The sequence below is a fragment of the Paraburkholderia piptadeniae genome, assembly GCF_900007165.1.
In the GTDB taxonomy this organism is placed as follows: domain Bacteria; phylum Pseudomonadota; class Gammaproteobacteria; order Burkholderiales; family Burkholderiaceae; genus Paraburkholderia; species Paraburkholderia piptadeniae.
This window is the reverse complement of record NZ_CYGY02000124.1, coordinates 25296-35674: the sequence shown is the minus strand read 5'-3', so window position 1 is coordinate 35674 and position 10379 is coordinate 25296. Positions and strand designations below refer to the sequence as shown.

At 63.0% G+C, this 10379-nt stretch carries 13 protein-coding genes and 3 pseudogenes; 8 read left to right on the top strand and 8 right to left on the bottom strand.

Going from position 1 to position 10379, the window contains the following annotated elements; genetic code table 11:
• Nucleotides 1–4: 4 nt before the first annotated feature.
• Nucleotides 5–226, bottom strand: coding sequence for a zinc ribbon domain-containing protein (locus BN2476_RS41990; protein WP_087740036.1), 222 nt, complete (start codon nt 224–226; stop codon nt 5–7).
• 416 nt (nt 227–642) lie between these two features.
• Between BN2476_RS41990 and BN2476_RS47620 the strand changes: the two genes are divergently transcribed.
• The 3 genes and pseudogenes from BN2476_RS47620 to BN2476_RS46190 all read left to right on the top strand — a co-directional run.
• The gene (locus BN2476_RS47620) at nt 643–987 is read left to right on the top strand and encodes a hypothetical protein (RefSeq protein ID WP_175607947.1); all 345 of its coding nucleotides are present in this window, start codon (nt 643–645) and stop codon (nt 985–987) included.
• Nucleotides 988–1098: 111 nt separating this feature from the next.
• Complete coding sequence (locus tag BN2476_RS46195; RefSeq protein ID WP_143811199.1) at nt 1099–1407, top strand: hypothetical protein; 309 nt, start codon at nt 1099–1101, stop codon at nt 1405–1407.
• Between the two features lie 910 nt (nt 1408–2317).
• Nucleotides 2318–2486, top strand: a pseudogene (locus tag BN2476_RS46190) (IS110 family transposase); the annotation flags it as partial.
• A gap of 32 nt (nt 2487–2518) precedes the next feature.
• Here the strand turns inward: BN2476_RS46190 and BN2476_RS41980 are convergent.
• From BN2476_RS41980 to BN2476_RS41955, 6 genes are all read right to left on the bottom strand, one after another.
• Nucleotides 2519–2716: a hypothetical protein gene (locus BN2476_RS41980; protein ID WP_087740035.1), complete on the bottom strand. Its 198-nt coding sequence runs from the start codon at nt 2714–2716 to the stop codon at nt 2519–2521.
• A gap of 210 nt (nt 2717–2926) precedes the next feature.
• The gene (locus BN2476_RS41975; protein ID WP_087740034.1) at nt 2927–3229 is read right to left on the bottom strand and encodes a hypothetical protein; all 303 of its coding nucleotides are present in this window, start codon (nt 3227–3229) and stop codon (nt 2927–2929) included.
• Between the two features lie 286 nt (nt 3230–3515).
• Nucleotides 3516–3905, bottom strand: a complete 390-nt coding sequence (locus BN2476_RS41965) for a hypothetical protein (protein WP_087740033.1) — start codon at nt 3903–3905, stop codon at nt 3516–3518.
• A gap of 70 nt (nt 3906–3975) precedes the next feature.
• A complete protein-coding gene (locus tag BN2476_RS41960) occupies nt 3976–4878 on the bottom strand; it encodes a hypothetical protein (RefSeq protein ID WP_235851214.1) in 903 nt (300 codons plus the stop codon).
• A 23-nt stretch (nt 4879–4901) separates the two neighbouring features.
• Nucleotides 4902–5048, bottom strand: coding sequence for a hypothetical protein (locus tag BN2476_RS47395; RefSeq protein WP_162849296.1), 147 nt, complete (start codon nt 5046–5048; stop codon nt 4902–4904).
• Between the two features lie 55 nt (nt 5049–5103).
• Nucleotides 5104–6192 carry a DNA-binding protein gene (locus tag BN2476_RS41955; RefSeq protein ID WP_087740031.1) on the bottom strand — a complete coding sequence of 363 codons (1089 nt, stop codon included), beginning with the start codon at nt 6190–6192 and terminating at the stop codon, nt 5104–5106.
• A gap of 196 nt (nt 6193–6388) precedes the next feature.
• Between BN2476_RS41955 and BN2476_RS41950 the strand changes: the two genes are divergently transcribed.
• Entirely contained in the window at nt 6389–7633 is a 1245-nt protein-coding gene (locus BN2476_RS41950) for a tyrosine-type recombinase/integrase (protein WP_087740030.1), read from the top strand.
• 130 nt (nt 7634–7763) lie between these two features.
• On the top strand, nt 7764–8033 hold the full coding sequence (locus BN2476_RS41945) for a DUF1488 family protein (protein WP_087740029.1): 270 nt from the start codon (nt 7764–7766) through the stop codon (nt 8031–8033).
• Nucleotides 8034–8403: 370 nt separating this feature from the next.
• On the opposite strand, the pseudogene BN2476_RS41940 reads toward BN2476_RS41945, so the two are convergent.
• Nucleotides 8404–8662: pseudogene (locus BN2476_RS41940) on the bottom strand (HU family DNA-binding protein).
• Nucleotides 8663–8857: 195 nt separating this feature from the next.
• Here BN2476_RS41940 and BN2476_RS41935 point away from each other — a divergent pair.
• The 3 genes and pseudogenes from BN2476_RS41935 to BN2476_RS41930 all read left to right on the top strand — a co-directional run bounded on the left by BN2476_RS41935 (nt 8858) and on the right by BN2476_RS41930 (nt 10085).
• A pseudogene (locus BN2476_RS41935) lies at nt 8858–9320 on the top strand (SET domain-containing protein).
• Entirely contained in the window at nt 9317–9547 is a 231-nt protein-coding gene (locus BN2476_RS46185) for a hypothetical protein (RefSeq protein WP_143811198.1), read from the top strand. The pseudogene BN2476_RS41935 and the gene BN2476_RS46185 overlap by 4 nt, the downstream one beginning before the upstream one ends.
• A 124-nt stretch (nt 9548–9671) precedes the next feature.
• On the top strand, nt 9672–10085 hold the full coding sequence (locus tag BN2476_RS41930; RefSeq protein ID WP_143811197.1) for a hypothetical protein: 414 nt from the start codon (nt 9672–9674) through the stop codon (nt 10083–10085).
• Nucleotides 10086–10379: the final 294 nt, after the last annotated feature.

Below are 10379 nucleotides of genomic sequence, written 5' to 3'. Positions count from 1 at the left end.
GTGCTTACCCTGTTCGCCCGCCTATGGGGGCGGAAACCGCACGCTGGGTGCCGTCGGGCGGCATTTCGAGCGCGCTGGCCAAGGAGGAGCCGCATTCGTTACAGAATTTGTCGGCGGGACTCGATTCGTGCCCACAGTTCGGACAGCGCTGGGAAAGTTTGGCGCCACAGTCTTTGCAGAATTTGGCGCCAACAGGGTTCTCGGATCCGCAATTTGAGAAGCGCATATAGCCCTCTCGACTTCCCTTCTTTGAACGATTAGACGCTTTCTCCACTTCGGTATCAATGACGCCTTGCTGATATGACTCCCCCTGTCAATCGGGGATTGGGTTTTTTTCAGTTTCTTCACGCCGCGCATCGCGTGCAAGCCCAGAACAGTCGGATACAAACGCCAGTTGACGACCGCCTCGCGCAGCGCGGCTTCGAGACGGTCACATTGCGCGACCTCGAGTCCCTTCGATCTGCTGCCGCACCCCACACCGATTCCGCCTCAGCCCGCCGCGCCCGAGTACGTGCGCGAGCGACTGGCACTTGAGGCAATGCGCTAGAGGTCCCACACGACGCATGAAAACGATGCCAAGCTTCTTGCACGTCGGGGGCGGTGTTTTACAATCGCCGTAAGGAATGCTAACGATGAGCTGTTATGGCCCCCGCCAACGTCAACCTTTCTCATCCCGTTGTACACGGTGACTCGCTCTGGTTTGCGGCCTATGAGTTCGGCTGGGGTTACAGGGCCTTCGAGATTCACGGCGACACTGTGCAAGCCAAACTAGGTGCCGCCGATACAAGCCCCCGACAACTAATGCTCGCCTTCGAACTGGGCCGCCCTCGCATCACGAAGGCGGTCATGCCCATGACGTTCGAATATCGCGGCGAACGCATTGTGCTTCACGCCACTGATCTTAATGCGGAACGACTCAGGAGAGCCGTGTTACCAAGCGGTATAGCCGAAGGGACGCACGCCGCCATCGTCATTGAAGAAAGTTAGATGTGGACCTGTGGCCCCGCGCTGCAGAGTGACGAGGTCAGGCGGGCTCCTCGCGTCGGAAGCCGCGAAGGCCAATGACCGTGATGCCGGCATCGCACCGAGACCGGCATCATGTCATCGGGGATTGCGGGACCACACGTCGAACAGATCCACAATACCCTCGCCGATGAAGCGGAAGCTCAGCACGGTCAGGGTAATCAAGGCACCCGGGAAAATCGCGAGCCACCGAGCCATTTCGAGATAACCCTGAGCATTGTTGAGCATATTGCCCCAGGCGAAATGAGCGCGGAGAGCGTCAGCATCAGGAAGACGTTTGGGGAAGACTCGAGCATGGTCGGATCAGGCCCGAGCCAACGCCATGCCGACGCCGTCGAGATTCATCACTCGCATGGCGGGATCCGGACAATGTGTTCCGGATGAACAAGAACATTTCCCCTCAGCCTGCCCCAGGCTGAGGCAGGCATCATTTCAAAGCGCGCTGCCTGTGCCGCCCATTAACGATCGCTTCTCCAGGGAACAGCAGGCGCTGATCGGTTCGGTTGGTGAACGCGTCGGTCGACTGCGACCGCGTTAGGCTGCAACCGGCTATCTTATGTCGTTCGATTCATCGAAAGCGCGGTCACTCCAATGGCTCTTTTGCATCCAGGAAGAGACGGCGGGGGTAACGCAGGACGAACGTCGGCAACGGGTCGCAAGTACGCATTCGTTTGCAGTGAACGCTGACGTTCGCCGCGGCCGACGTGCGAGTGTCGGCAAAGCGACTCGTAGCCGCCTGATGGCTTGGATACCTGAATGACGGGTAAGGCCGACGACCTGCCCGTCAGCTCACGCCAGATGTAGAACTCTTTGATCTACCCTCTCACTTGCTGGCGGAACTTCTCACGCCTAGGCCGAAAAGCGTCAAGCGCGCGCACAACCCTCGTCGCGGAAATTTCACTATCGTAAGCTGCACGGTGCGCGCATTCGATGCGCGGCGCCGACGTGAAGAGCCAAGGCACTCGCGCTCGCATAAGGCAGCGTTTGCGGGATTCTGAGAGGCACAAGCGCCAGCTTGTCCACTCTGACGGCCCCGCCCACGGGCCGCCGCGAATGCCTTGGCGGCAAGGTGCTCGCGTTCGCATCAGGCAGCGTTGTTTGAGAGAGACCAATGCAGCCGCGCCCACCGACCAACTGCCGCGAACACCTTGGCGAGGCCTACACGAATTGAAATGAACGCGTCCCACCCGTGAAAGGTAGAGCGCAGGAAGGTGGCCCCTCACGGACCAAAGGCATCGACGTGCCCAAAGTGGAAGATCATTCAGATCTTCACAGGCAAACCGGAGGATCCGTCATGCAGCTTACGCCAGTTGGTGTTGACATTGCCAAGCATGTCTTTCAAGTCCATTACGCGGATCCGGAAACGGGTGAAATCGTGAACAAGTCGATCAAGCGGGCAAAGGTTCCTCGAGCACTTCGCGAACCGTGCCCCCATCGCTCAAGGCATAAAACCCTGCCGAGGCAGGGTCCTGATACTTCGCGCCGGGGCCGTGTCCTATTGCGCCGCCTTCTTGTGCGTCACGTGGTGACTCACCTTGTGCATGTGCTTCGTCGTCTTGTGTGCAGGCGCCGGCGTCGTGGCGGCCGTGGCCGGAGCTGTAGCGGCTGGTGCGGTCGCAGCAGGTGCGGACGCCTGGGCGAACGCGACAGTAGCCAACAGCGATGTGATCAAGGCGGCAGCAAGCTTCTTCATTGGAGTCTCCAGTGGGGGGAAGGCGACGAACCATTGCGTCGTCCACCGACAAAACGCATCGGGCCCGGATTCGTTGACGTCAGGGGACTGGATTGTTTTGGGAACTGTCACACGCCTTTCATAAAATGACGCGACCGGGAGCGCCGGGCGGCGTCTTCCCTGATGCCGGGTTTCTCGCGCTGCCCAGGCCGGGCAACAACCGTGGAGACGTTATCCGTTCTCCGCATCGCCGAGCGCTTCGATGGCATCGGCGAGGTCCGTCAGGTCTTCGATTTCATCGAGCGCACAGATGGCCGTGTCGAGGTTGTCGATGGACGCTTCCGCATTTTGCCCGCGCTCGCCGGATTGCCGGCTTGCGGACATGTTGTCGAAGGCTTCCTGTTCGTCGTCGCGGATGGCTTCCAGTTCGCTCCGGATACTCCCGGCTTCCGCCTTCAGTTCTTCGACCTTGACTTTCAGCGCTTCGAGGCGTTGCCTCTGCGCATGGATGATCTTTCGCCGCCTGTCGTTCATGTCAGGTCACCACACGATAGCGGGTCGGGTTGTCCAGTCACGCGCGGAGTGATGAAACCCCGCCTGCTCAAAGAGCTCCATGATGGTTTCGATCGTGTCGTCGAAGCTTACCGTCACCACGCGCCTGATCATCAAGTCTTCACTTTCATCTCTGGATTGCCTCCGCTGTTTGCACCGAAACGGCAGGTCGGAACCGATCAGTTCGCCTTTTATCGAGCGTACCTCGTCCGACGAAGGACAGGTAGCCGCGTGTGAATCTTGTGGTTGCGGAAACTGCAGGCTGCACTTACCCGATGATCTCGCCGCTCCACCGGTCACGGTTGCGCCAGAACGGACACAGCGGACAGGCTTCGCCCTCGGGATAGTCGATGCCTTCCTCATGCGGACACCCGATGATGCGATCGACGGTTGCGACCGATCGGGCACCCTGCTGTTCAATGAACCGGACAACCGCTTCGATGGTTGCCGGATCGGTCCTCGCATCGGAAGTTTCACAGAACCATCGCTCAACAGGATCGGCATCCGCACCGTCGTGCGCGACGATGCCGACCGACACCTTTGTCGCCCGCATGTCGTCGGGCCCATAGAAGGCAACGGTTGCGACCGGGTAGCCACAAAAACCCCTGCGCGCTTTTTTCGCAAGCCTGTCGCGGTACCACTGGGCCTTCAATGTCATTTCGCCTCCGTGCCTGTGCCCGGCTCATCGGTGCGACAACGGCGTGGTCCCGGGTCCCCGATCGTCGTGCTCACCGGTGCTGCACTTTCCGCGTCGCCATGTACACCTCGAACAGAGGCGCATGCAGCCGGCTGAACTCCTGGCGCAGGATAATCAGTTCGTGCTGGTCGCCTTCATGCTCCCGGCGCAGGATTTCCCCCAGCAGGGCCATCGCGCGCGAGGCCGCCTGGTCGCGCTGCACCCGCGCCTCACCCAGCCGGCCCGCCAGCGCAGGCTTCACCAATACCAGCCACGCCGGCAACCACGCATAATCGTCGACTTCGCCCGCGCCGGAAAACTCGGCATCGAACTGCCGGCGGAGCGCGTCCAGCGAAGCGTCACCCAGTACGGGCAGCAATACCGCGAACCGTGCGGGCGCCAGCCACGCCAGTTCCGCGAGCAGGGGCCATGCGGCATCCAGCCCGTCCGTCCGGTAGCGCGCCTCGGTCATCCACGCAAGCGGTGCCGGGATGCGCCACCATGAATCGATGCGCTCGACGGCAGTACACGCGGCCGCTGCGTCTCCCGCCAGCAGCCACAGCGGCGCAGCATGGTTCAGCGCATGATCGCCCGCGTCGGCGCCGCGAAACGGCAGTGACGCGGCCCGCCGGGCGAGCGTCCGCCAGCTCGGGGCAAGCCAGGACTGAACCGTCTGCGCAGGCAGCACCCGCCTTGCCGCGGGCACCACCTCGCCCTCCAGATGACGGCAGGCCACGGCCAGTGAAGCGTGATCGGCAAAGGGTGCCGTCGATGCGTGTTCGAGTTCGCCAACCAGCGCGGTCAGCGCAGGCAACGCACCATCGTCCGGATAGTCGCCCGCCAGCCGTTCGAGGGCCGTTCGCGCGGCCGCCGCCTCACGCTGCTGGAGCGGCTCCAGCACGTCGTTGCGCAACATCACGTCGCGGCTGTCGGCGAAGATATCGAGCTGCTGCATGGTCGGCTGCATTGTCATCGCGCTCAGAAAAGCTGCTCTTCAAGAGCGGTCAGACTAGCCCATTTGACCGTGCTGCGGAAGGTGCGGCCGTCTTCGTCGACCGACTCGATAATCACGCGCTGGCCGCTCGCTTCGGCGATCACGCGCACGGTCCGCTCGCCGTAGCGCATCAGCGCGCCGATCGGCGGGCAGGCCGGGGCCTTGGGTCGCCTGCGCGGGCGGGGGCTACCTGTCATCGCTCTTGCCCCGCTTGCGGCGCACCGCGGTCTTGCTGGCGGGCGCGGACGCGGCGCGCGCCGCACGCGACGGGCGTGTCGCCACGGGACGTACCTGGGTGGTGCCGGCAGGCGCGGCCTTTGCACGGCCCGGCCGTGCCGGCCGGGCCTCGCGGGCGTCCGCCTCGCGCAGGGCGGCCAGTTGCTGCTGCAGCGTCACGTTCGTGGCCTGCACCGCATCCAGGCGCCCCTGCAACACACCCGCCTGATGGCGCGCGTCGCCGAGCTGCGCCTGCAGCGCCTCGACCGCACGGCGATGGTCTGCTTCCCGCTTATCGGCGCGCTTCGTGGTCTCGTCCACTTCCTTCTGCAGCTTCGCGGCCGCGCCCCGCTCGCGGTCGATCTCGAGCAGCGCGCGCTTTTCCGTGGCCCGCAGGCGCTCACCGGACTGCGCTGCGCTCTCACGCAGTTTCTCCAGATCGCGCGAGAAGCCGTCGCGCACCTTCACCAGTTCACGGTCCCGCGCGACCGCCTCGCTTTTCAGGCGCACGATGTCGGCTTCCATCGCCTGCCGCGCCGCGTGGCCCTCGGCCTGCGCCTTCTCCAGTTCGCGGACCTCGACCTGCGCGGCCAGCAGCGCCGCGGTGCGCTGCTCGAGCGCCGTTTCGGTGCGTGCCAGCTCGCCGCGGGCCGCCGCGACGCGCTGCTCCGCAGCCGTACGCTCGCCTTCCACTTCCGCGCGCAGCGCGTCGAGTTCCGCCTGCGCGGATGCGGCCGCGCGCGTCCACAGCGTCGCGACCAGTTCCCCGGCCGCGTCACGCAGATCGGTGGGCAGGTCCGGGTGCTCGATGCGCACGCGGCTCTTTTCCCGGAGTTCGGCCCAGAACTCGCCGAGCACCGCCGCGGGCGTGCCCATGCTGCCGCGCTTCACCAGTTGATAGAGCCGGTTGGCGGTGGGCGTCTGGCCGAAGCGGAAGAACAGGAGGGCGCAGACCTCGCGGTACAGCTCGCGGGTCTTCGGGAATTCGAGCGTGAGCCGCTCGATCTCGGCCGCGAGGCGCGCGTCACCGGATGGGAGGTCGGCAGGAGCGTCGGACATGGACCAGAAAACGTGTTTTGGTGCGTTGATAATACAACGTAAGACGGTCGATATCCAATTCAATGATGTCCCTAATTTGACATTACGCCGGTAATGTTGAAAAATAATCATCCAGGCCGATCCTGGAATTTGATAGGTCAAGTCATTTCCCGCCGACGCCCGGAAACGCTCACCTTTCCCGAAAAAGCTCACCTTGATGTCAGATCGTCCGTCCAGCAGCGTCGTCGCGCTGCACCCCACCCCGCTCGAGGTGCTCGCGATTCCCACCGCGCTCGACGGCCACGCCGGCACGAACCGCGCCTCGGACGGCCACGCGCAGATCGCCGCGGCGAACGACCTCGATGCGATCCGCGCCTGGCTCGCGCGCCTTGCCGACAGGCGGACCACGTTCGGGAACTACCGCAAGGAAGCCGAGCGGCTCCTGCTCTGGTCGCTGGTGGAACTGGGCAAGCCGCTGTCATCGCTCACGCACGAGGACTGCCTGCGCTACCAGGCCTTCCTCGCCGACCCCCAGCCGGCGGTCACCTGGGTGGCCAACGCAGGCACAGGCGGTGGCCGCAAGCATCCGCGTGGCGACGCGCGCTGGCGCCCGTTTTACGGGCCGCTCTCGCCCGCGAGCATCCGCCAGACGACCGTGATCCTGAATGTGCTGTTTTCGTGGCTGGTGCAGGCCGGCTATCTGGCCGGCAACCCGCTCGCGCTCTCGCGCCAGCGCACGCGCAAGGCCGCCCCGCGCATCACCCGCTATCTCGAGCCCGGCCTCTGGCAGGAGGTGAAGGACCACATCGCGTCGATGCCGCAGGAGACCCATCGGGATCGCGCGCACTACCACCGCGTACGGTGGCTCTTCACACTGCTGTACCTGGGCGGCCTGCGCATCGCCGAGGCCGGCGGCAACACGATGGGCCAGTTCTTCGTGCGGCGCGATACCGACGGCACGATGCGCTGGTGGCTGACCGTCCACGGCAAGGGTGACAGGGATCGCCTGGTCCCGGCCACGCGCGAGCTGATGACGGAGCTCACGCGCTACCGGCAGTCGTTCGGGATGACGGCCCTGCCCTCGCCCAATGAGGCAACGCCCCTCGTGCTCCCGATCGGGTCGACTTCCGAATCGTCCCGTGACAAGGCTGCGAAGCCATCACACCGGCCACTGACGCGCGCCGCACTGCACACGATCGTCAAGGACGTGTTTGCGGGCGCCGCCGGCCGGCTGCGCGCACGCGGCGAAGCCTTTGCGGGACGCGCCGACCTGCTCGAGCAGGCTTCGGCGCACTGGCTGCGGCATACGGCGGGTTCTCACATGGCCGACCAGCAGGTGGACCTGCGGCTCGTGCGCGACAACCTCGGGCATGCGTCGCTGGGCACAACCAGTCTCTATCTGCACGTCGATGACGATCGCCGGCATCATGAAACCGACGAGAAACACCGCATCGACTGGTGAGGCCGGTTAGGTTTTCGAACCGGGCATTCCGGCGTCCCGGCGCAGTACAGGACAGCTGCCGTATTCAAACTGCATCGCCTGTGCAAGAATCCTTTTTCGACGCACCTTGAAGCGTTGCCCCTGACCGCCCATGGAAACCCTTGATCTTGAACCGCAGGTGCTGGCGAATCGCCGCGGCGTGGCATTCGGCCTGGCGCATCAGAACACCGTGGTCGAATGCGTAATTACGATCCCGACGCTGGAAGCGTACTTCTGGCTTGAAACCGGGGCCAGCGACGCACGGATCCTGAAGACCTTCCGGGACGGCTACGGCCGCATCCGCGCGATTGGCGAGCGCAAGCTCCTCGCTCACCCCGCTGCGCGCCTGGAACTGACACCAGACGATTTTGCGCGTCCCTGACGCGCAGGCGTTGGCTGCCTTGTGAGGGACGTCAAGTCATCCTGATGAACCGGCAAATGGTCCAGGATAGCTTACGGGCGGGAAAGGTTGACTGCCTTAACACCGGTACCTGATCAAGCCCGACCGCACCCGGATGTCCCCGGCAAAAAAAGACCCACCGCCTGGTCTGGACGGTGGGCCTGAACACGCACCGAAAGTCAGGGATAACCGCTATGACTTCCGGAACCTCGGACGTTACATGACGACCTGCCGTAATAACAATTCGGACACGCGCGAAAAACAACAAGAGGGTTATTCCCGATCAGGTTGCTCGGTCAACAACTGATGTAGCCGGACTGCCCTGGTGACAGGATGTTGCTGTCCGGACAGTTCACGCGCCGTTCATGGCATCCGTGAATGCCTTGCTGGCCGTGAACTTCATTGTCTTTGCTGCCGTAATCGTGATGGTCTCGCCTGTCGACCGGTTACGGCCGCTACGCTCGGCCCGTGCGGCCCGTCGAAAATGAACCAAAGCCAACCAGTTGCACCGTATCGCCACGTGTCACGGCAGCTGTTACGGCCTCCAGGATGGCATGAATGGCTTCAGCCGTGCTGGCCTTGCTTTCACCGATGCTGGCGGCGATAGACAGAGCGGAATTTCCTCACGAGGTTGGGCCCTGCCTGTTATCGGCCGCTTTTGGCGAAGCCGGGTGGGTGTCGATGCGTCACTGACGGTTAGTTGCGCACAATACAACAATTCGTTGAATGCGCACCGTCGCAGCGCTATGCTTCGCGCTACCAGAATTACAACGACCAACAGACGTTACGGAAGGGAAACCGACACAATGCGACTGCGACGCATCACCGCGCGACGTTCCTCAGTGCATGGCAAGGGACTCTTTGCGCTGCAGCCCATCGCCGCCGGCGAGCGGCTTATCGAGTACAAGGGTGAAGTGACCGGCTGGCGACGCGCTGCTGCCCGTCAGCGGTCAGAGGTCGGGCATACATTCGTGTTCGGTCTTTCCGACGGCCGCGTGATTGACGGCAGCCTTGGCGGGAACAGTGCGCGATTCCTGAATCACGCGTGCGACCCAAACTGCGAAGCCTGAAACCGGCGATCGCGTATTCATTTACACGCGCAAGGCGATTTGCGCCGGCGAAGAGCTTTTCATTGACTACGGCCTGACCATCGACGGTGAGATCACAGACGACATCCGTGCCCAGTATGCGTGCCACTGCAGCGCTTCCGCCTGCCGCCAATCCATGCTCGGCGAGCACCCCTCACCGGTGTTGCAGGAGCGTTGGTGACCCCACCAGACGCGAATCATACCGTCGGTGCGATTGCCCCTGGCGCATCCCTTGCCGGCATCGTCACTTCCCCTTCGCGACCGACGTCGGTGTTCCTCTTGCTCACAGCCAGGTCAGGCGATTCATCCACACATCGCCAGAACATCGAGCAACTTCCCCATGTTCATCGAATCGATATTGTCTTCCTGCAGACCCAAAAAAAGACCTTGTCGTACAAGGCTTCCTGATCTTGCAACAGTTCGGTGCGAGCCGTGGCTATAGCTAGCGCACTACCGTGAACGGACCGGAGGACCTGTTGGGCACGACCCGTATGTGGCGTAGCATAGAAGTGACGCCTGCGACGAGGCGGCCATGTTCGAATCATCAGAACAACTTCCTCCAAACCTGGAGCTGATGGCCCGGGGTGAAGTGCCACACTATGTCCTCATTTTCGACCGTTCCGAAGCCGCCCGCAAAGCGCTCGATTTCGTTGCCCAGGAAGGCCTGCCCGAGCTGAAGGCTCGACTCAAATCACCGGCCTTTCTCGTGTGGCAATTGAGCGGCCTCGAGTTCGTGGCTATCTGGGGCACGTGGGGCTACTCCGGCGGCCTGACCGTGCCGACAAAGAACATCAACGCGCTGCTCGAAGAAACACTTCCCGTCGTCATGGAACGTACGGCGGAGAAAGGCGGCTTGTGCATGTTTCTGGTCGCTGTGACGCCGGAGTATCAGGAGCGCATACTGGAAAGACTGGCGGAGCTCCAGCCTACCGTAGGCTCGTGTTGATGGTTTGCCCGTCGTCCCGGAACCCCCGTCCCGGGGCACGCATGCAATGTACGGCACCCGGCAGTGTAAAACGCGGCCGGGCATCGAGAGCCAGCATTTCCTCAATCGTCCCGTAGCTTTCCAAATCCTCCACCCGAACCAATCGCATTTCCGACATACATCGCACATGCATGGACTCGAGGTCGCCGCAGCATGATGAGACTGCTGATACTCGGCCACGCCGAAACTCCGACTTCTGGTGTAGCGTTCCGTCACCCGAAGTGAAAGTTGCTGGTTGTGCCCGGCCATGTACCG

Excerpts from the sequence above, each read along its gene's own strand:
- BN2476_RS41965 (WP_087740033.1), bottom strand. The coding sequence starts at position 3,905 with ATGACATTGAAGGCCCAGTGGTACCGCGACAGGCTTGCGAAAAAAGCG.
- BN2476_RS41950 (WP_087740030.1), top strand. The coding sequence starts at position 6,389 with ATGTCAGATCGTCCGTCCAGCAGCGTCGTCGCGCTGCACCCCACCCCG.
- BN2476_RS46195 (WP_143811199.1), top strand. The coding sequence starts at position 1,099 with ATGTCATCGGGGATTGCGGGACCACACGTCGAACAGATCCACAATACC.
- BN2476_RS41960 (WP_235851214.1), bottom strand. The coding sequence starts at position 4,878 with ATGCAGCAGCTCGATATCTTCGCCGACAGCCGCGACGTGATGTTGCGC.
- BN2476_RS41945 (WP_087740029.1), top strand. The coding sequence starts at position 7,764 with ATGGAAACCCTTGATCTTGAACCGCAGGTGCTGGCGAATCGCCGCGGC.
- BN2476_RS41930 (WP_143811197.1), top strand. The coding sequence starts at position 9,672 with ATGTTCGAATCATCAGAACAACTTCCTCCAAACCTGGAGCTGATGGCC.
- BN2476_RS41980 (WP_087740035.1), bottom strand. The coding sequence starts at position 2,716 with ATGAAGAAGCTTGCTGCCGCCTTGATCACATCGCTGTTGGCTACTGTC.
- BN2476_RS47620 (WP_175607947.1), top strand. The coding sequence starts at position 643 with ATGGCCCCCGCCAACGTCAACCTTTCTCATCCCGTTGTACACGGTGAC.
- BN2476_RS41975 (WP_087740034.1), bottom strand. The coding sequence starts at position 3,229 with ATGAACGACAGGCGGCGAAAGATCATCCATGCGCAGAGGCAACGCCTC.
- BN2476_RS47395 (WP_162849296.1), bottom strand. The coding sequence starts at position 5,048 with ATGCGCTACGGCGAGCGGACCGTGCGCGTGATCGCCGAAGCGAGCGGC.
- BN2476_RS41955 (WP_087740031.1), bottom strand. The coding sequence starts at position 6,192 with ATGTCCGACGCTCCTGCCGACCTCCCATCCGGTGACGCGCGCCTCGCG.
- BN2476_RS41990 (WP_087740036.1), bottom strand. The coding sequence starts at position 226 with ATGCGCTTCTCAAATTGCGGATCCGAGAACCCTGTTGGCGCCAAATTC.